16 protein-coding genes, 2 tRNA genes and 3 rRNA genes are annotated in these 21,847 nt (G+C 45.7%); 16 read left to right on the forward strand and 5 right to left on the reverse strand.

All coding sequences use genetic code 11. The features are described 5' to 3' along the window. The first annotated feature begins 121 nt into the window (after positions 1–121). From ABD943_RS07925 to ABD943_RS07950, 6 genes are all read left to right on the forward strand, one after another. Positions 122–628 (forward strand): RNA polymerase sigma factor, encoded by a 507-nt coding sequence (locus tag ABD943_RS07925; protein WP_345292646.1) that lies wholly within the window; start codon positions 122–124, stop codon positions 626–628. Continuing rightward, complete coding sequence (locus tag ABD943_RS07930) at positions 625–1,062, forward strand: zf-HC2 domain-containing protein (RefSeq protein ID WP_345292647.1); 438 nt, start codon at positions 625–627, stop codon at positions 1,060–1,062. Before ABD943_RS07925 ends, ABD943_RS07930 begins: the two co-directional genes overlap by 4 nt. Further along, entirely contained in the window at positions 1,059–1,391 is a 333-nt protein-coding gene (locus tag ABD943_RS07935; protein WP_345292648.1) for a YbjQ family protein, read from the forward strand. Before ABD943_RS07930 ends, ABD943_RS07935 begins: the two co-directional genes overlap by 4 nt. 24 nt (positions 1,392–1,415) lie before the next feature. Then, positions 1,416–2,273, forward strand: coding sequence for a hypothetical protein (locus ABD943_RS07940; protein WP_345292649.1), 858 nt, complete (start codon positions 1,416–1,418; stop codon positions 2,271–2,273). Between the two features lie 159 nt (positions 2,274–2,432). Further along, complete coding sequence (gene msrA, locus ABD943_RS07945; protein WP_425559468.1) at positions 2,433–3,683, forward strand: peptide-methionine (S)-S-oxide reductase MsrA; 1,251 nt, start codon at positions 2,433–2,435, stop codon at positions 3,681–3,683. 142 nt (positions 3,684–3,825) lie between these two features. After that, positions 3,826–4,656, forward strand: coding sequence for a DUF817 domain-containing protein (locus ABD943_RS07950; protein WP_345292650.1), 831 nt, complete (start codon positions 3,826–3,828; stop codon positions 4,654–4,656). Positions 4,657–4,669: 13 nt separating this feature from the next. Here the strand turns inward: ABD943_RS07950 and ABD943_RS07955 are convergent, their stop codons facing one another. Both ABD943_RS07955 and ABD943_RS07960 read right to left on the reverse strand, forming a co-directional pair. Next, on the reverse strand, positions 4,670–5,089 hold the full coding sequence (locus ABD943_RS07955; protein ID WP_345292651.1) for a CopD family protein: 420 nt from the start codon (positions 5,087–5,089) through the stop codon (positions 4,670–4,672). Between the two features lie 4 nt (positions 5,090–5,093). After that, positions 5,094–6,950, reverse strand: a complete 1,857-nt coding sequence (locus ABD943_RS07960) for a chloride channel protein (RefSeq protein ID WP_345292652.1) — start codon at positions 6,948–6,950, stop codon at positions 5,094–5,096. A gap of 190 nt (positions 6,951–7,140) precedes the next feature. On the opposite strand from ABD943_RS07960, the gene ABD943_RS07965 reads away from it, so the two are divergent. The 3 genes from ABD943_RS07965 (at position 7,141) to erpA (ending at position 8,733) form a co-directional block, all read left to right on the forward strand. Then, positions 7,141–7,881: a DUF6776 family protein gene (locus ABD943_RS07965; protein WP_345292653.1), complete on the forward strand. Its 741-nt coding sequence runs from the start codon at positions 7,141–7,143 to the stop codon at positions 7,879–7,881. Further along, entirely contained in the window at positions 7,868–8,329 is a 462-nt protein-coding gene (locus ABD943_RS07970) for a bactofilin family protein (RefSeq protein ID WP_345292654.1), read from the forward strand. Before ABD943_RS07965 ends, ABD943_RS07970 begins: the two co-directional genes overlap by 14 nt. A 77-nt stretch (positions 8,330–8,406) precedes the next feature. Continuing rightward, a complete protein-coding gene (gene erpA, locus ABD943_RS07975; RefSeq protein WP_345292655.1) occupies positions 8,407–8,733 on the forward strand; it encodes an iron-sulfur cluster insertion protein ErpA in 327 nt (108 codons plus the stop codon). Positions 8,734–8,748: 15 nt separating this feature from the next. Here erpA and ABD943_RS07980 read toward each other — a convergent pair whose 3' ends face one another. The 3 genes from ABD943_RS07980 to ABD943_RS07990 all read right to left on the reverse strand — a co-directional run bounded on the left by ABD943_RS07980 (position 8,749) and on the right by ABD943_RS07990 (position 12,640). Continuing rightward, on the reverse strand, positions 8,749–9,708 hold the full coding sequence (locus ABD943_RS07980) for a GGDEF domain-containing protein (RefSeq protein ID WP_345292656.1): 960 nt from the start codon (positions 9,706–9,708) through the stop codon (positions 8,749–8,751). A gap of 237 nt (positions 9,709–9,945) precedes the next feature. Then, entirely contained in the window at positions 9,946–11,058 is a 1,113-nt protein-coding gene (locus ABD943_RS07985; protein ID WP_345292657.1) for an anhydro-N-acetylmuramic acid kinase, read from the reverse strand. 22 nt (positions 11,059–11,080) lie between these two features. Then, complete coding sequence (locus tag ABD943_RS07990; protein ID WP_345292658.1) at positions 11,081–12,640, reverse strand: peptidoglycan DD-metalloendopeptidase family protein; 1,560 nt, start codon at positions 12,638–12,640, stop codon at positions 11,081–11,083. Between the two features lie 262 nt (positions 12,641–12,902). On the opposite strand from ABD943_RS07990, the gene tyrS reads away from it, so the two are divergent. The 7 genes from tyrS (at position 12,903) to rrf (ending at position 21,842) form a co-directional block, all read left to right on the forward strand. Further along, positions 12,903–14,102 (forward strand): tyrosine--tRNA ligase, encoded by a 1,200-nt coding sequence (gene tyrS, locus ABD943_RS07995; protein WP_345292659.1) that lies wholly within the window; start codon positions 12,903–12,905, stop codon positions 14,100–14,102. Between the two features lie 264 nt (positions 14,103–14,366). Next, complete coding sequence (locus ABD943_RS08000) at positions 14,367–15,755, forward strand: S8 family serine peptidase (RefSeq protein WP_345292660.1); 1,389 nt, start codon at positions 14,367–14,369, stop codon at positions 15,753–15,755. 663 nt (positions 15,756–16,418) lie between these two features. After that, a 16S ribosomal RNA gene (locus ABD943_RS08005) occupies positions 16,419–17,957 on the forward strand. 202 nt (positions 17,958–18,159) lie between these two features. Then, a tRNA-Ile gene (locus ABD943_RS08010) sits at positions 18,160–18,236 on the forward strand. 95 nt (positions 18,237–18,331) lie between these two features. Then, a tRNA-Ala gene (locus ABD943_RS08015) sits at positions 18,332–18,407 on the forward strand. A 221-nt stretch (positions 18,408–18,628) separates the two neighbouring features. After that, a 23S ribosomal RNA gene (locus ABD943_RS08020) occupies positions 18,629–21,519 on the forward strand. Between the two features lie 207 nt (positions 21,520–21,726). Then, a 5S ribosomal RNA gene (gene rrf / locus ABD943_RS08025) occupies positions 21,727–21,842 on the forward strand. The 16S, 23S and 5S rRNA genes sit together here with 2 tRNA genes alongside, the layout of an rRNA operon. The last annotated feature ends 5 nt before the right edge of the window (positions 21,843–21,847 follow it).

Here is a 21,847-nt window from a genome sequence, read left to right on the forward strand (position 1 = left end):
ATGCTATAACTGTTTCCGAAATAAAAATAATTGGAATAAAACCGTAAGCTGGTCGTTAAGTAGTAAAAGGTGTCGTGCTGCGTGAGCAGGATGGTACCAAATAAAGACTAAGGAGCCGTTATTGTCGAACACAGTGTCACAACTCGATGACTATTGTCGTAAAAGTTTAGTTTTTGCGGTTCAGCTATTGGGTAATCAGTCGGATGCCGAAGATGTGGTGCAAGCCAGCATAGAGAAAGCATTGGCACACCCGAAAGCACCGAAAGGTGGAGTCGATTTACAGAAGTGGTTGTATCGAGTGGTACGAAACGCGGCGATTGATCGCCTGCGCAAACAGTCGCGTGAAACAGCGTTTGAAGAAGAGAGCCATGTAGCACGCGACAACCTATCGCCGGAAAAACATCTGGAAAGTGAACAAATCAAGCAACGACTGAGTCAGGCGCTAAACGCATTACCCCTGCATCACCGAGAGCTAGTCGTCCTGAGAGATTATCACGGGCACAGTTACGACGATATTGCCGACATTTTATCGATAGCGAAAGGCACGGTAATGTCTCGATTGCACCGAGCACGATTGGCGCTTCGAGAAGCCTTAAGTGACTTACAGCTTGAGCGAGGTACAAAATGAATCAATGTCATGATATCGAAGAATTGATCAGTGGTTATATTGACCAAGAGCTAACCCAGCAAAAAGCGCAACAAGTGCGTCGTCATATTGAAAGTTGCGACAGCTGTAAGGCTGTTTACGAGGACTTGCTGGCCATTCGAAAAGAAATGGGACAGCTTCAATATCCAGAGTGTGAAGAAGCAAAACTGAACAAGATTATGAATGAACCTGTTGCCAAGACCTTAGGAGTTGTTGGTTGGATTATGCTTATTATAGGGTTAGTTGGATTTATGGGGTGGCAGGCTTTTACTTTTTTTACCCAACCCGTAGTGCCAACATGGGCAAAAATTGGGGTGTTATTAATTGAGCTAGGCGCGTTAGGTTTATTCTTAAGTGTGCTAAGACAGCGCTTAATCGCAAGAAAAACTGATAAATATAGGAACGTAAAACTATGAGTCATGATGTTGAGTTGTACACATTGGAAGAGGTACCGGGTTACAAAGTCGAAAAGGTTTTAGGCTTAGTGCGGGGTAATACGGTTCGAGCGCGTCACGTCGGTAGGGATATTTTAGCTGGACTACGAAATATCGTGGGCGGTGAAGTCAGCGAGTACACCAAGCTGATGGCTGAAAGCCGTGAACAAGCGATTGATCGTCTGCTTGATGAAGCTCGACTCTTGGGCGCAAATGCCGTCATCGGCACGCGCTTTACCACCTCGATGGTCGCCAGCTCGGCGGCGGAATTGCTGGTTTTTGGTACGGCGGTGGTATTGAGTAAAGAGTAAACTTTAAGAATTAGAAGGATGACAATGAAGTATTTTAGTTTAATGTGTTTTGTTGTGCTCTTCGCGCAATCGAAAGTAAGTATTGCAGAAGAAAAGTATTTAATCGTTAAAGGGAATATTTTAAACCAAGTCTCGGTTCCAGAAGCCAAGCGAGTAATATGTAATGATAAAAATATCATATGCATGAATAGCTACTATAGATACACGATTAAAGTTTTAGAGAGCCTCACGGACCAGTCACCAAAAATCATTCAAGCTGCAAACTATCATCATGGTCCTCTTTATTATCGAGGTTCAGATGATTATATTTTTGTATTAGAGCCTATTGCAGAAGATGCAAATCAGCGAGTGTTAGGGGCTAATTATATGATCATAGAACAGCGTGTTCAGAAGTCTGAATTTTGCTTTGAGCAGGGGCTTAAGGCGTATATTGGCTCAAATATCGAATATTCTGAGGAGTTAAAAGAAAAGTGCATTGATGCTGATACAGCGTTTTCTGGTATGAGGGAACGGCTCATGCTCGATATGAGACTTGCTATATGGGAAGAGCTTGAGTCACAGTCATACTATATCGATGGGTACATGGTAGGTATGGACAATAATGGGACGTTATACTTCCCTAATGATGAAGAACCAGAAATTTGCAGCGCTGATGAGCTTGATACTTATAACATAGATATTTGGGAGGAGTGTAGTCCATGGAACGACGAGATATACATTGTCGAGTTTGTGTTAAACAAAGGCGCGGCACCTCAAGTGATGCAAATGATACAAGGCAAAGTAAACGAATTGCCTGTTTCAGGCGTTATCTCAGAATTATCGTTAACTAGCAAGCCCAAGCATGATGTTGTGCGTTGGACTTTTGAGGTTGTCACTTTGTAACAAATTCACCTTCACATCATCTAAACAGGGTAGGAGTTATGCTAAATCCTAGTAAGCTCCTGAATTCATTGAGTGAGGGTGATATTTGTGAAGTTGCTATATAAAACCATTCTTTTCGTTGCCAGCGCGGTTGGCGTGGCATACCTTTTGACCGGTGGGATTAATCATCCTCAACCGTCTACTTTGGTCACTCAAAAAGCGGATCTCAAAGATGATATGTCCGCGACCAAGCATCTGGACTCGATTGTTCTGGGTGCTGGCTGTTTCTGGGGTGCGGAGAAACGTTATGCGGCGATTCCGGGTGTGGTGGATGCTGTGTCTGGTTATGCTGATGGTGAAGGCATAGAGCCTCAATACCGTGAAATTATCAAATCAAAATATCGATTAGACCCCAACAATTACGCCGAAGTGGTTAAAGTTACTTTTAATCGTAATAAAGTCAGCTTAGAAGCGATCCTAAAAAATTATTATGAAGGACATGATCCGACTCAGGTTAATCGCCAAGGAAATGATATCGGTACTCAGTATCGTTCGACGATTCTAACGAACTCTACTGAGCAGCAGGATATTGCCCAGCGAATTACGGCTGAATACCAAGTCTTATTGTCAGAAGCGGATTACGGTAAGATCGCAACCATTATTAAACCGCTTGATACGTTTCACCCGGCAGAAGAGTATCATCAAGATTATTTAGTTAAAAACCCAAACGGTTACTGTCCTGATCATTCCACCGGCGTGGTTTTTAACGAAAAAGATAAAGCGCCTGAGGTCGATAATACGGCGCTTCAACAAGGTAAACAGATTGTCGTGATTGAGCCGCAATCATACTGCCCGTACTGCGAAAAATTTAAAGAGAACGTTACTAATGATTACCAAGGAACGATTCCGTTAACGTGGCGTCATGGCAGTCAGCTTGATGGCTTAGACGTGAAAACCGAAACTTGGGCAACACCAACTATTTTGTTCCTAGAAAATGGTAAAGAGGTGTTTGGTCACCAAGGCTATTTAACGCCGGAAGAATTTTATGCCGTACTGGGCAAGTTTAAGCTAGGGGATACCGAGGCTTATAAAGTAGCCTTCCAACAAGGAACCGATAGTCGTTTTTGTAAAGAGTACGACATTTTTAAAGACACACCGCCAGGCGTATTTATTGATAAGTTGAGTGGGCAGCCCTTGTTCGATACCCAAGATAGGTTTAATTCGAAAACTGGCTGGTTGTCATTTACTAAAGCTGTTGATGGCTCCGTGACTTACCATGAAGATAATGCGTTTGGATTAGAGCGAACTGAAATTCGCTCTAAGTCATCAGGCATTCACTTAGGACATGTTTTTGACGATGGCCCAAACGGACAGCCTAGGTACTGCATTAATGCCACGGTGTTAGAGTTTGTGCCGAGAGAGAATTCTTAACTCTGAAGGTTAAACTGTCATTCACCATAGGCACTTGTTCTGTGGTGGATGACAACACACACAATTAGCCATATTCCCACAATAATCTAGCCACTTCTGTTCGGTAGCCTTATGATAAGGGGCGAACTAATAAGACGTGGCTATGACACCATCTCCATCAAAGTTTACAACATTTATTCATGAGTTTTGGCTGTTCGGACTGAAACAGGCTTATGCCTGTGTGTTCGGTGGTTTTTTATTGTTGGTCATGCTGTTCACGCGATACTGGTATCCTATCGAGTCGCTGCATCGTTATGACTTTATTTTTATCGCAGCCATCGTCTTCCAACTGGCGTTACTTTTATTTAAACTTGAATCATTAAAAGAAGCCGCCATTATTTTGTTGTTTCACATCGTGGCGACCGTTATGGAGTTGTTCAAAACGTCGGATGCGATTCAATCGTGGTATTACCCCGAAGAGTTTATTTTTGGTATTGGCAACGTCCCTTTATTTACTGGGTTTATGTACAGTGCGGTTGGTAGTTATTTAGCGCGCGTTTCAAGAATTTTCGATTTTAGATATACCCACTACCCCAAAAAAACCTACACCCTAATTTTGGTCACTGCGGTGTATATTAACTTTTTCAGCCACCATTACATCATCGATATGCGATGGGTGATTTTGATGGCGACGGTTGTTCTCTTTTATAAAACGCATATCCACTTCAAAGTCATTAAGACTCATCGAAGCATGCCGTTGTTGTTGGGCTGGTTTTTAGTTGCGGTGTTTATTTGGTTTGCGGAAAATATCGCGACTTTTGCCAATATCTGGATTTATCCAAACCAAACGAACGGCTGGGAAATGGTGTCGCTAGCGAAGTTATCTTCGTGGTACTTATTGATGTTACTTAGCTTTGTTATGGTGACTGTCGTTCAGGGAATCAAAGCCCACAAACCTATCGTCATTCAAAGAAAAGCAAGAGTGACGGAGTAAAAGTCAAAAGTACCTAAAAAGGTTTAATCACTGCCAAGATCACGGCGCCAAGCAAGAACAAAACAGGAATTTCATTAAAGACTCGGAAGTAGGTGTGACTTTTGTTGCAACGGCCATCAGCAAACTGTTTTTGATAGACGCCACAAATAAAGTGGTAAATAACTAATAAAGCGATGATGGCCATTTTGGCGTGGAACCAGCCAGCGGTTAAATAGTATTCCCAGTTATAGGACGCTAACCATAGTCCAAAAATAATGGTTAACACCATAAACGGGGTGGTGAATCGATAGAGTTTACGCGCCATGATATTGAGTTGATTAAAAGCGCCATCATTTTCGGTTTGAGCCAAGTTAACGAAAATTCGTGGTAGATAGAAAATCCCTGCAAACCAAGCAACCATAAAGAAAAGATGGAACGTTTTAACCCATTGCATTGCGCTAACCTGTTTGTGTTTTAGAGAAAATGTATTGGTCTGTAATCATATCGCGGGTCACAACACCGTAAATACGTTCTTCTTTGTTATGTGTGATCCGATAGACATAAGCTGCGGAAATTTTACGTTGCTCCATTCTGTCATAAGCTTCTTCTAATGTTGCCTGAAGATCAATGGCGACGATGTCTTGACGGTTGGCTGGAATCTCCATGAGCTTAATCACATCGTCGAAAGCTTCTTCTTCAAATTCTTCCTCCGCTGCCTGAGCCGGTTCGACGTTAGTCTCCAACGATTCATCATCGTTGTCTTTTGCCTTAGACTTCGCCTTCTTGCGCTCTTGCTCTTCTTCCTTTTCAATCAGATATCGACCTAAATCACTCGCTACCATCAATGAAATGACTTCGCCTGTATGGTCCTTGATCAAAATCCATCGCGGTTTATCTTGTAAAGCGATGGAAATGTCTTGCGGTGATGACTCCGTGTTCAGAAACGCAATGCGTCGTGTCATGACGCCGGCAACGCCAATACTGCGCAACACCTGCTTCATTGGGCTGACTTTCAAGCGCATGCCGCGGTCTTTCATCTGGGTTTCCCAGTAGGATTCACGCTTGAAGAGTTGGCTCACGACCAAGTTACCAATCACGATAGAAAACATGCCAGGAAGAATAATGTTGGGGTTATTGGTTAACTCCAGTAATGCCATTAGACCCGCAAGGGGGGCTTGTAGCACGGCGCTCATTAATGTTGCCATGCCGATAATGGCATAAAAGCCAGTGTCGCTCGAGAGGTTTGGAAAAACCAAACTGCCGACAGTGCCGAGCAAACCACCGAGCATGGCTCCCATAAAGAGTGTTGGGCCTAATACCCCGCCGGGCATGGATAAGCCTGAACATATACTGGTTGCGATAAACTTTCCGGCAAGGCTCAGCGCCAAGATGGTTAACAGTAGCTCTCCTTGAAGTGAAGAGTTTACCGAGTCATAACCGATGCCCATAACCTGCGGAACGGCGAGGGCAATGATGCCGACGCTGGTGCCGCCAACCGTGGTTTTGATCCACACCGGCCAGTCCTTTGAGCGCCGACGCACTTGGCTGGTGAGCATGATAAAGAGGCTCGCCACTACACCGCAAAAGAAACCAAGTAATAAAAAGTAGGGCATTTCCCATAAGGACTTGATGTCCATGGACGCTGGAATAATAAACGCGGGATCGGAGCCAAAGAAGATTCGGCTCATCACGGCGCCGGCAACTGACGCCAAAATAATCGGAATGAAGCTCGCCACCGCATACTCCATGATGACGATTTCCATGGCGAAGACAACGCCAGCCAAAGGCGTATTAAAGTTAGCCGAAATAGCCGCCGCACAGCCACAGCCGACGAGAATTCTGGTACTGTTGTTGGGCAGCTTTAAGCGTTGACCAATTAAGCTGCCGGTGGTTGAGCCAAGGTGGATTCCCGGGCCTTCTCGACCAACTGATTGCCCTGAAGCGATGGTCAGTCCGCCTAAGAAAAATTGCACAATAGCGTTTTTGGCCGGTAAATGACCTTGGTGATGTGCCATTCGTTCTAACACATGGGAAACCCCCACGCGGCGAGTTTCAGGCTTTAACTGTTGCAGTAACAGGCCCACAATCAAGCCGCCAGCGGTGGGCAATAAGAGTTTTACCCACCAGTCAGCATTTTCAAAATCAGTGTTGCCGGACTGATCAGTCGCCCATAAAACATAAGAGCTTTCTGTGAAGTAGCGGAAGAGAATATTGGAGCCACCCGCCAAAATACCGCAAATTAGGCCAATAACCGCCATTAGGGCTAAAGCATCAAAGCCCCCGAGGCGTAATCTTAAACGATCAATTAGCGTCATTCGTCACTCAACAGACTCAAGTCTGTTTCCTTTGGCTATATTTTCTGTTTTAATGCAACAGGAGTCGACTTCTGGTTGCGGATTGTAAGTGCCGTATTCTCTATAATAAATAGATAGCAAATAGCCAGCGTCATCAATGACTTACATAATAAGAAAATGTGACCTAAAGAACAAACGATTTCAATGATTTATGACTAAAGATCCCAATCAGCCCGATTATATTATCCGAAAGCGACGCTCAGCCACTTGGTATTGGGTGTGGACATTTGTCATCCTCGTGATGTTATTGGCTGCAATGGCCCTTGGCTACTGGCTAAACAAGCGTCAGCATGGCATGACAGCGACAGCTCAGCAACAATTTCTTGTGCTGCAAGAACAACTGGGTGATGCTCAGGCCGGCCAGACACATTGGCAGCAACAATATCAAGTCGAACATGAAATCACTCAGCAACTTAAGGCTGAACTCGATAAACTTCACCGTCAAAACCGAAATTTAGAAAAAGAGCGTGAAGCTTTACAACGTATTTTCGATCCTGATGCGGTAGAGTCGGGGTTACAGATAGCGAGCTTTGTCTGGGAGCAGGGGCTGGGTGGTGAATATCGTTACCGCTTAATGTTGATCCAAGCGAAGCGCCAATCGGGTGCTTTGAAAGGCACGATTACGATATCTATCGTTGGCGAGGAGGCTGGCGAGCGCAAAAGCTATACTTTTGAACAGCTGCAGGGAGCCGATAGTAACAATCAGACATTTGATTTCACGTATGTTTCGACCCACCAAGGGACGTTCCAGCTTCCGCAAGGTTTCGAGCCTAGTTTTGTGAGAGTGGTAGCTGCAACATCGGGCCGTGATGCAAAGTCTGTACTCCAAGATTTTACTTGGACAAACACAAATTCGAGCGATGAGGTTGAGGAAACGAATGCGAAAAAATAAACGTAAATCCGGAAATGTCGATACTTTAATTGCAGATGGAACTTGTATTAACGGAGACATGAGCTTCTCTGGCGCGCTGTTTGTTGATGGCGAAATTTCTGGTGAAGTGAAAGGTGATACCGAAAAGCAATCAGTCCTGTCGATTGGTGTACACGGTAAAATCAAAGGCAATATTTCAACACCGTACGCGATTATTTTTGGTCAGGTTGACGGTGACGTTTATGTCACTGAGAAAATTGATTTGAAACCAGGGGCTAAAATTAATGGTGACCTTTACTACAAGGTTATCGAAATGAATGCTGGTGCTGAAGTGAATGGTAAAATGGTGGTGGTGGGTGATCCTAAAGCCCTTGAGCACAAAGCTGAAGAGGCTCAGTCGGACAATGCTGCGGCGAAAGAGGACAGCAGTCACCATGAATCGGTTGAGGCTGAGCCAGCAAAAGCATAAGTAAGCCCTTGAGATGTTGCGGAACAACCCCCATCTTCGGCTATAATAGAAAGGTGTAGTTTTAGATAGGTGACAATATGTCGATTACCGTAACAGAAGCAGCCAGCAAGAAAGTTCAGCAACTGATTGATGAAGAAGAAAATCAGCAGCTGAAGTTGCGTGTATTCGTAACAGGTGGCGGTTGCTCTGGTTTTCAATATGGTTTTACTTTTGATGAGAATCAAAAGGAAAACGATATGACCATCGAAAAAGATGGTGTGAAAATCTTAATAGATTCATTGAGCTTTCAGTACTTGATGGGCTCAGAGGTGGATTATACCGAGGGGTTACAAGGCTCTCGTTTTATTATTAATAACCCGCAAGCCAAAACAACCTGTGGTTGTGGTTCATCGTTTTCAATATAGCCCTTATGATAGCGCTCAACTGGTCTGTTGAGCGCGAGTTCGTTCTTTATCCTTAAACATCTCTCTATCAGCCTGTTTTAGTAAGTCATCCTTATTCTTTATACTAGGCGTTGCTTTAGCATTATATTCAGCATAGCCAATACTGCCGCGGATACTCAGTTTTGTTTTTTCATAAATATAAGGAATTTCAATGGCTGCCTTGAGGCGTTCAACCACAACATTTAACTCTTCCTTGCTATGCTTTTCTGGGCTATCAATCAGCATTAAAAATTCATCCCCACCAACTCGACATAGGGTATCTTCGCCACGGGTGACGTTCAAAAGCTGTTTGGCCATGTAACGAAGAATCGCATCTCCAGCATGGTGTCCATAGCTATCGTTAATGTCTTTAAAGTTGTCTAGGTCGATATTCACCAAGTAAACCCACGAGCCATGCCGCTTAGAGCGCTCAATCGCTTGGTCCAGCATGTTATGGAAAACTCTAGAGTTATATATTCCAGTAAGATCATCACGTTCAGCAAGAATGGTAATATCAACTTTCTGTTTTTCTAATGTTTTTAATGAATCACGGGCTGCCTCATAAAGTGTCCCAATAACCACGACTGTGATGGATAGTGGTAACAGAGCACCAATAACTCCTGTTAGCCATCCACTCAAGGACACTACGTAAACAGCAGGATCAGCTTGGGGGACTATGATGCCTTGGATATAAAGGAATGCGATAAATGAGACGTAGCAAAAGAAACATAGTGACGCGATTATGCCGAGTTTTATTCCATAATATAGCGTGACAAAAATAATGGCTAAGATTGACCACAAGATACCGTTGCCTAACAATCCCCAATTATAAACACCTACCACTGAAATTAATGACGTTAATAACAGAACGTAGTTAAGTTTAAATTTTATGGGGAAGCGGTGCCTAAGTAGTGTTAGCGCGATTAAACTAACCGTAACAAGTAAATGTAATGCCATCGATATCTGGAATCCTGATAGCGTGATTCTACTTAAAGAAGCTATGGTAGCTGGAACACTAAATATCGAAAGAATCACTAAGATTTTATTAATAGAAAGTACTAGGATTCGTTCCCATTCACTAAATTGACTGATGTCATTTAATAGCTTCATGAAATCAGTATGCCAAACTTAATGCAAATATGCATTAAAATTACATAAGTTGAGCTTATCTGATGAGTTGCTGGGTGTTAGGGCTTAGCTGAAATATACGCCGCCCAGAACATGATTATGATTAGCTCCAGTTATGGAGTTGAGATGGATAGGTTCTTGCTTGAGTGTTTTCGAGGCAAACCAGGCGAAAGTCATGGCTTCGACCCAGTCAGGAGAAATACCCAGCGCTGCGCTTGTTTGGACTTGAGTTCTCGGCAACTGCTTTTGCAATTCTCCAGCCAGAAAACGGTTATGAGCGCCGCCGCCACAGAGATAAACAGCGTCCACATTAGGCTGCTGATGAATGGCGTCCGTGACGGTTCTAACCGTTAATGCAAGTAGCGTTCTTTGGACATCCTCTGCGTTGAGTGATGCCAGATCGATGGTGCCTGCTTTGGCCTTGACCCACTCCATGTTGAAATATTCACAGCCCGTGCTCTTTGGGGCGGTTTGTGAGAAGTAAGGATCTGACAGTAGTTTTTCAAGAAGCTCCGAATGTATATGACCACTAGACGCCCATTGGCCGTCTTGATCGTAGCTTTTTTGTTGGTGTAGCGAAATCCACTGATCCATCAGTGTGTTTGCAGGGCCTGTATCGAAGCCGATTGGCGGCTGGTTAGGGCTCAGTAGCGTTACGTTTGCAATACCGCCTAAGTTGACCACTGCGCGAGTGTCGGTGTCGCTGCTGAAGAATGCCTGATGAAAAGCCGGTGCAAAAGGCGCACCTTGACCACCGTGAGCCATATCCCTGCGCCGGAAATCGGCAACGGTAGTAATGCCGGTTTGTGCTGCGATAATGCTGGGGTCGCCGATTTGTAATGTGAACGGATATGGCGCTTCAGGGAGATGTCGAACGGTTTGCCCATGACTCCCAATGGCTGTGATATCAGACGGTTGGTAGTTTGTTGGCGATAAAAGATGTTCCACAGCTTCAGCGAACAATAAGCCGACCTGATGATCGAGTTGACCGAGCTGATCGATAGCGTCGCCAGAGTAACGAGATTGACCAAAAGCCAGTAGTTCTGACTGGAGTTTCGTTGGGATGGGTTGGCTGTGAGAGTGAAGCAGTTGGATCTTGCTATCAGGTTGGATATCACAGAGGACTGCGTCAACAGCGTCGACGCTGGTCCCTGAGATAAGTCCGATAAACAAAGTCACAGGTTAATGCTCTGTGACCAGTTTATTTTTGCAATTTGCTATTACTTGCCGTGCCAGATGATTCTTGATCATTCAGACGCGCAAAGTAGGTCGTACGTTCGGTTTCAAGCTGCTTCATTAATGGCTTCGATAATTCTTGGAAGCGAGCCATTTCAGCTTTAGGCACTGGTGCAGCATGTGGCAATTTCACTCGGCGTGGATTGCGGTGAACACCATTGACCACAAATTCATAGTGCAGGTGCGGTGCTTGTGACATTCCCGTTGAGCCGACATAGCCAATGATTTGCCCTTGTTTAACACGCTGACCAGCTTTTACTGCACGCTTAGAGAAGTGCAAGTATTTAGTGCTGATATTGCCGCCATGTTGAATGAAAACATAGTTACCATTGTAGCGGTTGTAGCTTGACTTTATGACGCGGCCATCGCCCGCAGCACGCACTGGTGTGCCGATTGGCGCACGATAGTCAGTACCACGGTGTGGTTTTACACGCTTTTGGATCGGGTGGAAACGCTTAGGGTTAAAGTTTGAACTGACGTAGTTAAACTTCAACGGCGCACGCAAGAACGATTTTCTTAGCGCTTTACCTTCAGGCGTATAATAAGCCGTACGATCGTTAGTGTCGGTATAGCGCACTGCGGCGTAATGCTCACCCATGTTGTTGAACTCGGCTGACAAAATGTTGCCGTAGCCCACTTTTTTGCCATCAATATATTTTTCTTCATACAACACGGAGAAGCTATCGTTTTTGCGAATTTCTAGCGCAAAATCGATGTCATACTCAAACACGCCTGCGAGCTCCATGATGACGCCATCAGGAAGCCCTGCTTGTTTACCTGCGTTATAAAAGCTGCTGGTGATAGTCGCGGTAGCGAAGCGTTGCTTAAACTCAATCGGTTTAACGTCGAGCGAAACGTCGAACTGCTTATCATCAAGCTTAGTGATAACAAGGGTATCGCTAGAATTAAACGGATAACGCAAGCTGTGGAATGCTTTTTCTTCATTGGCAGCAAACTCTAAGGTATGGCCGGGTCTGATCTTCTTTAAAATCTTGACCTGATCATCGGCCTGCATCATGTAGTGCAGATCTTTAGAGCTGAAACCTAGCTTATTAAAAATACGCGCTAAACTTTCGCCTTTAGCAACGGTAATGGTTTGCCAATCATATCTAGGTTTTGTGGTCTTCTTTACGAAATTCTTTATAGCGTCAGTAGCGCCATTCAACTTAGAACTGGCTTGCTTCTGAAGATTCAATGCTGACTCTTCGTCGGTACTCTCAGCGAGTGTCTGCTCGGCAGGCTCAAGGCTTTTCTCAGACAACGTCAATTCGCCTGATGAAGTGTCAGACTCTGTTTGTTCAGTTGTTGAGTTAGTATCGTCCGATGATAATTGTAAAGTAAGTAATTCTTGTTGTTGGTTTTCTTGAGTTGAAGACTCTTTTCCAGGAGTCAATGCTAAGTAAGAAACTGCCGCGAATACGACGGATAGCGTTGCGATCGTGATGATCGTGCTCTTTCGTCGAGTTTTCTTTTGGGCAAACAGGGGCTTGCTTCTGTTAAACCCTTTATAATCACGGTTTATCATAGTTAACTTAAGGAAATGGTTGAAGTTGAGTAGTTTTTGCGCAATAACAATAACCTTATCACGAGTTTTGGTCAATGCTTTAAGGTGCTAATTCCATAATTTCGCCATATTTGTCCGAGAAATGTGAAAGAGTCAGGATTTTTTACACTTTTGAGCGACCCTTTGTCGAAAAGTGTCCAGTGTCGATTTTTGGCTTGAAAGCGTTGCATACTATGACAAATCGTGTATCTTTGAGCCATCAAAATTAGAGAGAAATACCCTTATGAGTGATATTGAGACCATGTTTGAGGAGCTGAAACGTGGAGCTGATGAGATTCTGCCTGAAGAAGAGTTACTAGAGAAGCTAAAAGAAGGGCGTCCGTTGACCATCAAAGCGGGTTTTGACCCCACCGCGCCTGATCTACATTTAGGTCATACGGTATTGATTAATAAAATGCGTCAATTTCAGCAGTTCGGTCATAACGTGGTATTTCTGATTGGTGACTTTACCGGCATGATCGGTGACCCCACGGGCAAAAATGCAACGCGTAAGCCGCTGACTCGTGACGATGTGATGAAAAACGCTGAAACCTATAAAGAGCAGGTCTTCAAAATTCTCGACCCAGACAAAACCACCATCGCCTTCAATTCAGAATGGTGTGAACAGTTGGGTGCTGCGGGAATGATTAAGCTCGCCTCCAACTCGACGGTGGCACGAATGCTGGAGCGAGATGATTTTAAGAAACGGTATGCCAGTGAGCAGCCCATCGCGATTCATGAGTTTTTGTATCCGCTGGTACAGGGCTATGATTCGGTAGCGATGAAGGCGGACGTGGAGCTTGGCGGTACTGATCAGCGTTTTAACTTACTGATGGGGCGTGAACTTCAAAAAGCCGACGGCCAAAAACCGCAAACCGTATTGATGATGCCTTTATTGGAAGGACTCGATGGTGTTAATAAAATGTCGAAGTCGCTGGATAATTATGTGGGTATCACGGAAGCGCCCGGCGTCATGTATCAGAAGTTATTATCGCTACCGGATAGCATGATGTGGCGTTACCATGAATTGTTGTCGTTCAAGTCGCTGGAAGAAGTCGAACAGCTGAAAAAAGATGTCGAAGCGGGAGCGAATCCGCAGGATATAAAGAAGGCTTTTGCCTTAGAAATAATCGAAAGATTCCATGGTAAAGAAGCTGCGGAGAATGCCCATAAAGGCGCAGGTAATATTGTCAGGGACGGTGAAGTGCCTGAAGGCACGCCAGAGGTGGAAGTCAGTTTGGATGGCGCAGAGCAATTCCCCGTTGGGGCCGTGATTAACCGCGCAGGATTGGCGGCAAACTCAGCGCAAGCCAAAGACATGTTAAAGAATGGTCGTGTTAAGATTGATTGGGAAGTTGTCGAGCCTTCTTATATGGTCAAGCCTGGTAAGTACTTAATGCAGGCTGGCAAGAAGAAAATTGCTTACGTTACTGTGACTCAATAATCAGTTGCCTTGAGTCGTGATAAAAGGTCGCATCGGCGGCCTTTTTTCTTTATGTTCGTTCTAGCGAAATATTGTTAAGTTTTCTCTTCTGCACCAAACCTGTCTAAAAAATCGTCAAATAACTTTACAAAAGCTACAATTTGATACACTTTTTTATCAAATAATCGTCGATTCATTAAGATAGGCCATACCAGAGTTCGTCAGTATTTATTAGTATCTAAGGAGGCTACGTGGGGTAGCTATTATTGAACTCTGGAGAAAACAATGGAAAATACCTTTAAGAAAAGCGCAATGACGCTTTTGGTCGGCGCATCATTAGCGTTACCTGTCTCAGCTTATGCTGACTCTTTCGTCGTTGTCGCAAAAAATAACATTAACGATCATTTCGTGGAAACAGTTGAGTCGATGGGAGCTAAGGTGACTCACAAAATTCCACAAGTTGGTTTGCTTGTCATTGAAAGTGACAACATGGATATCCGTGAGCGCTTAGCGGGGGTGTCAGGAGTAAGCTCAACGTTTGCGAACTTTACACTAGATTATGTCGCTCCCAATCAAGCTGCGGAATACGATATCAATTTTGAAGAAATGGCAGCGAGCCCTCCGAACACTGGTGATGATGACTTCTTTTTTGATTTACAGTGGGGCCACGATTCAGTAAATGCGACTGAAGCTTGGGAAGCGGGCGTTCGTGGACAAGGCGTTCGTGTGGCGGTATTGGATAGCGGTATCGATTCTTCACACCCTGATTTAACACCAAATCTCAACATGGCACTGTCAACATCGTTTGTACCTGGTGAGGATTACGATAACCCACCTGGCAGCCACGGTACACACGTTGCTGGAACGATTGCGGCGGCAGATAATGCTTTCGGTACCATTGGTGTCGCGCCTGAAGCTGAAATTATGTCGATTAAAGTACTTTCTGCAGTCACAGGAAGCGGCAGCACTTCAGGCATTTGGCAGGGGATGATTTACGCTGCCGATAATGGTGCTGATGTGATTAACATGAGTTTGGGTATCAGCGGTGGTTTCCCTAAGAACTGTACCTTTACGGATTCGGATACTGGTGAAAAGACTCATTACCCAGCTAAAGATTGTAGTGAGCTGATTCGTACTTACGATAGGGTTACTCAGTATGTTCGTAGCAAAGGCACAATCATCATTTCTTCTGCAGGTAATGATGCACGCGATATGAGTCATGATGGACCAACCATGGCGTTACCAGCTGAAGCCAACCATGTTGTATCGGTATCGTCTACGGCGCCATACTTGTGGGGTATTGACTCGACGACAGCATTAGACGAGTTGGCCTCCTACTCAAACTATGGCCGTAAAGGGATCGATATTTCAGGTCCTGGTGGTGATTTCGACGTGTTCTTTGACTTCGGCGCTGCTCCTTGTAACGGTCCCGTACTTCCAGGTCGTCCATGCTATGTTTATGACATGGTGTTAAGTACAACGCCTGGCGGTTGGGGTTGGAATGCCGGTACCAGTATGGCATCACCGCATGTTGCAGGTGTTGCAGCACTGATTATCAGCGAGTACGGCGGTAATATTAGCGTCCAACAACTTGAAAAAGAGTTGCGCGCCCGTGCGGTAGGCTCTGGAAACAGTACTGAGCATGGTAAAGGTCGAGCTTCATCAGGTTTTTAATCTGATTGTAAAGAATGCTCGTTTAAAAGGTCGCTTCGGCGGCCTTTTTTAATAGTTAAGCTTAATAACATGATCTAATTGATTGTTTTGTCATCGTTTTGAGCAAGTTTTAGCCGGAATTTAACCAAATTGAAATTAATTTAAAAAAAGATTCAAAAAGGGGTTGCGGGGTTTGATTTAGTGTCTATAATGCGCATCACTTTCGAGGCAAACGAAACATTAGAACGGCCTTGAGGGAGCTCAGGAGGAGCGGTTTTTAAGACGGTTTAAAAAGTTTTAAAAAATGTGTTGACAGGAAGTTGAGGCGCTTTATAATGCGCGCCGCTTTGAACGAAAAGTTCAGGCAAGCCGCTCAGGGAGTTGAGGGTTCGATAAGTGGATTTAAGGTTTTGAAAATAAACGTTAAAAAGATTATCGAAAACGGTTGACAGGAGGTTGGGGCGATATATAATGTGCGCCCACTTGAGTGAAGCGAGTTCTTCACCAAGACGTTCTTTAACAGATTGATAAGACAATTTGTGTGGGCACTTGTGTCAATGTTGAAACACAACAACGATGCAGTGACCAACACCCTAAAAATTAATTCGATTGATTTATTTTTTAATAAGTTGGTGATTCATCGAGCAAAGATTTAAAGGTACTTCGGTACTTTTGTAAAACTTTAAACTGAAGAGTTTGATCATGGCTCAGATTGAACGCTGGCGGTATGCTTAACACATGCAAGTCGAACGGTAACATGAAAGAGCTTGCTCTTTTGATGACGAGTGGCGGACGGGTGAGTAACACGTGGGAATCTACCAAGTAGCGGGGGATAGCCCGGAGAAATCCGGATTAATACCGCATGTGCACTTCGGTGTAAAGAGGGCCTCTATTTATAAGCTTTCACTATTTGATGAGCCTGCGTCAGATTAGCTAGTTGGTGGGGTAATGGCCTACCAAGGCGACGATCTGTAGCTGGTCTGAGAGGATGATCAGCCACACTGGGACTGAGACACGGCCCAGACTCCTACGGGAGGCAGCAGTGGGGAATATTGGACAATGGGGGCAACCCTGATCCAGCAATACCGCGTGTGTGAAGAAGGCCTTCGGGTTGTAAAGCACTTTCAGCGAGGAGGAAGGCCAAGTAGTTAATACCTGCTTGGATTGACGTTACTCGCAGAAGAAGCACCGGCTAACTCCGTGCCAGCAGCCGCGGTAATACGGAGGGTGCAAGCGTTAATCGGAATTACTGGGCGTAAAGCGCGCGTAGGCGGATGATTAAGTCAGATGTGAAAGCCCAGGGCTTAACCTTGGAACTGCATTTGATACTGGTCATCTAGAGTACAGCAGAGGGGGGTGGAATTCCAGGTGTAGCGGTGAAATGCGTAGATATCTGGAGGAACATCAGTGGCGAAGGCGACCCCCTGGGCTGATACTGACGCTGAGGTGCGAAAGCGTGGGTAGCGAACAGGATTAGATACCCTGGTAGTCCACGCCGTAAACGATGTCTATTAGCTGTTGGGTATATTAAGATACTTAGTGGCGCAGCTAACGCTTTAAATAGACCGCCTGGGGAGTACGGCCGCAAGGTTAAAACTCAAATGAATTGACGGGGGCCCGCACAAGCGGTGGAGCATGTGGTTTAATTCGATGCAACGCGAAGAACCTTACCAGGTCTTGACATCCAGAGAACTTTCCAGAGATGGATTGGTGCCTTCGGGAACTCTGTGACAGGTGCTGCATGGCTGTCGTCAGCTCGTGTCGTGAGATGTTGGGTTAAGTCCCGTAACGAGCGCAACCCTTGTCCTTAGTTGCTAACATTAAGTTGAGAACTCTAAGGAGACTGCCGGTGACAAACCGGAGGAAGGTGGGGACGACGTCAAGTCATCATGGCCCTTACGACCTGGGCTACACACGTGCTACAATGGGCAGTACAGAGGGTTGCCAACCCGCGAGGGGGAGCTAATCTCACAAAGCTGTTCGTAGTCCGGATTGTTCTCTGCAACTCGAGAACATGAAGTCGGAATCGCTAGTAATCGTGGATCAGAATGCCACGGTGAATACGTTCCCGGGCCTTGTACACACCGCCCGTCACACCATGGAAGTTGTTTGCACCAGAAGTAGCTAGCTTAACATTGGGCGGTTACCACGGTGTGACCAATGACTGGGGTGAAGTCGTAACAAGGTAGCCGTAGGGGAACCTGCGGCTGGATCACCTCCTTAACGACAGTGTTCTCATTACATAAGTGTTCACACAAATTGTCTTATTAAAATCATCTGGAATAGTGATCGGTTGTGCAGGCCGTAGTGTCTGTAACAAGACAGATTTATAGGTCTGTAGCTCAGCAAGTTACAGGCACCCCTCTGAAAAAGAGTGTGGTGAGGTCGGCGAGCCGACTAAGTTGAGCGCAACCTAGAAGATTATAGGTCTGTAGCTCAGCTGGTTAGAGCGCACCCCTGATAAGGGTGAGGTCGGCAGTTCAAGTCTGCCCAGACCTACCAATTTTGGTTTATGCTGCGTTAGATAAACGTCGCTTAGAAGACTAAGCTTCCTTTTTATCTGCCTTGCCTAAAGCAAAATTCACCGATATCAAAATGGGGCTATAGCTCAGCTGGGAGAGCGCCTGCCTTGCACGCAGGAGGTCAGCGGTTCGATCCCGCTTAGCTCCACCATTTATTGGTTGGGTCACTATGACGCAGTGTTTAGATGTATAAGTAGACTTATACATCTGGATATTGACCAGAACAAGTTCTTTAACAATTTGGCAGAAGCGAGTAATAAATTTGTAAGCGAATAGTATTCATCATGTTAGAAAACGTAGTTAGTTATCGAAGTCGGATAGCTAGCAATTATGTTTGCTGATTGTATGGTCCTAATATTTTTGGGGTTATATAGTCAAGTGAATAAGAGCATGCGGTGGATGCCTTGGCGACAGAAGGCGATGAAGGACGTAGTAGTCTGCGATAAGCCTCGGGGAGTTGACAACAAACGTTATATCCGAGGATTTCCGAATGGGGAAACCCAGCCAGTATAAGCTGGTTATCTTGCACTGAATACATAGGTGTAAGAGGCGAACGCGGGGAACTGAAACATCTAAGTACCCGTAGGAACAGAAATCAAACGAGATTCCGTTAGTAGCGGCGAGCGAAAGCGGATTAGCCCTTAAGCTTCTTTTGAGTTAGTGGAAGTCTCTGGAAAGTGACGCGATACAGGGTGATAGCCCCGTACACGAAAACGAATTAGAAGTGAAATCGAGTAGGTCGGGACACGTGTTATCTTGACTGAACATGGGGGGACCATCCTCCAAGGCTAAATACTCTCTGTCGACCGATAGTGAACCAGTACCGTGAGGGAAAGGCGAAAAGAACCCCAGTGAGGGGAGTGAAATAGACCCTGAAACCGCATGCTTACAAGCAGTGGAAGCACGATTTAGTCGTGTGACTGCGTACCTTTTGTATAATGGGTCAGCGACTTACTCTTCAGTAGCGAGGTTAACCATTTAGGGGAGCCGTAGGGAAACCGAGTCTTAATAGGGCGTTGAGTTGCTGGAGGTAGACCCGAAACCCGGTGATCTATCCATGGTCAGGTTGAAGGTTGGGTAACACCAACTGGAGGACCGAACCCACTTATGTTGCAAAATGAGGGGATGAACTGTGGATCGGAGTGAAAGGCTAATCAAACCGGGAGATAGCTGGTTCTCCTCGAAATCTATTTAGGTAGAGCCTCACGTATTACCCTAGGGGGTAGAGCACTGTTTCGGCTAGGGGGTCATCCCGACTTACCAACCCGATGCAAACTCCGAATACCTAGGAGTACAGCGTGGGAGACACACTGCGGGTGCTAACGTCCGTAGTGGAAAGGGAAACAACCCAGACCGCCAGCTAAGGTCCCAAAGTGTATGTTAAGTGGGAAACGATGTGGGAAGGCTTAGACAGCTAGGAGGTTGGCTTAGAAGCAGCCACCCTTTAAAGAAAGCGTAATAGCTCACTAGTCGAGTCGGCCTGCGCGGAAGATGTAACGGGGCTAAACATACCACCGAAGCTGCGGGATGCACTTATGTGCATCGGTAGAGGAGCGTTCTGTAAGCCGCTGAAGGTGACTTGAGAAGGTTGCTGGAGGTATCAGAAGTGCGAATGCTGACATGAGTAACGTTAATGCGGGTGAAAAACCCGCACGCCGGAAGACCAAGGGTTCCTGTTCGACGTTAATCGGAGCAGGGTGAGTCGGCCCCTAAGGCGAGGCAGAGATGCGTAGTCGATGGGAAACAGGTTAATATTCCTGTACCGGTGTTTATTGTGATGGAGAGACGGAGAAGGCTAGGCCAGCGCGGCGACGGTTGTCCGCGTTTAAGGTGGTAGGCTTGAGACTTAGGTAAATCCGGGTCTCTTTAAGGCCGAGAGCTGATGACGATCACCCAAGGGTGAGAAGTGGTTGATGCCATGCTTCCAGGAAAATCTTCTAAACTTCAGATAAACACCGACCGTACCCCAAACCAACACTGGTGGTCAGGTAGAGAATACTAAGGCGCTTGAGAGAACTCGGGTGAAGGAACTAGGCAAAATAGCACCGTAACTTCGGGAGAAGGTGCGCCGGCTTTGGTGATGGGACTTGCTCCCTAAGCTGAGGCTGGTCGAAGATACCAGGTGGCTGCGACTGTTTATCAAAAACACAGCACTCTGCAAACACGAAAGTGGACGTATAGGGTGTGACGCCTGCCCGGTGCCGGAAGGTTAATTGATGGGGTTATCTTCGGAGAAGCTCTTGATCGAAGCCCCGGTAAACGGCGGCCGTAACTATAACGGTCCTAAGGTAGCGAAATTCCTTGTCGGGTAAGTTCCGACCTGCACGAATGGCGTAACGACGGCCACACTGTCTCCACCCGAGACTCAGTGAAATTGAACTCGCTGTGAAGATGCAGTGTTCCCGCGGCTAGACGGAAAGACCCCGTGAACCTTTACTACAGCTTCACACTGGACTTAGAACCTATTTGTGTAGGATAGCTGGGAGACTTTGAAGCATTGTCGCTAGATGATGTGGAGTCGTCCTTGAAATACCAGCCTGGTAGCTTTTGAGTTCTAACTCAGGTCCGTTATCCGGATCGAGGACAGTGTGTGGTGGGTAGTTTGACTGGGGCGGTCTCCTCCCAAAGAGTAACGGAGGAGCACGAAGGTTGGCTAATCATGGTCGGAAATCATGAGGTTAGTGTAATGGCACAAGCCAGCTTAACTGCGAGACAGACACGTCGAGCAGGTACGAAAGTAGGTCATAGTGATCCGGTGGTTCTGAATGGAAGGGCCATCGCTCAACGGATAAAAGGTACTCCGGGGATAACAGGCTGATACTACCCAAGAGTTCATATCGACGGTAGTGTTTGGCACCTCGATGTCGGCTCATCTCATCCTGGGGCTGTAGCCGGTCCCAAGGGTATGGCTGTTCGCCATTTAAAGAGGTACGCGAGCTGGGTTCAGAACGTCGTGAGACAGTTCGGTCCCTATCTGCCGTGGGCGTTTGAGATTTGAGGAGAGCTGCTCCTAGTACGAGAGGACCGGAGTGGACGAACCTCTGGTGTTCCGGTTGTCACGCCAGTGGCATTGCCGGGTAGCTATGTTCGGACAGGATAACCGCTGAAAGCATCTAAGCGGGAAGCCCCCTCCAAGATGAGATCTCACTGAAACTTTAAGTTTCCTGAAGAGCCGTTGTAGACTACGACGTTGATAGGCAAGGTGTGGAAGCGTTGAGAGGCGTTAAGCTAACTTGTACTAATTGCTCGTGAGGCTTGACTATATAACCCCAAGCGTTTTGGGGTGCTGAAAAGCTTAAATATATGAGTCAGCAAACAAAGAAACAAAGCGTGTTGAATACTGCAACATCTTACTTACAGATTTAAAACTTCTTCTGCCAGATTATTAAGACTTAGGTCTACTGAAAATTGCTCCGTGCAATTTCTAGTATTTCCTCCATCCGTGGAGGTTAAATATCCAAAAATTTTTGCTTGGCGACCATAGAGAGTTGGAACCACCTGATCCCTTGCCGAACTCAGAAGTGAAACGACTCATCGCCGATGGTAGTGTGGGGCTTCCCCATGTGAGAGTAGGTCATCGCCAAGCGCTTA

The sequence above is a fragment of the Kangiella marina genome (assembly GCF_039541235.1).
Taxonomy (GTDB): Bacteria; Pseudomonadota; Gammaproteobacteria; order Enterobacterales; family Kangiellaceae; genus Kangiella; species Kangiella marina.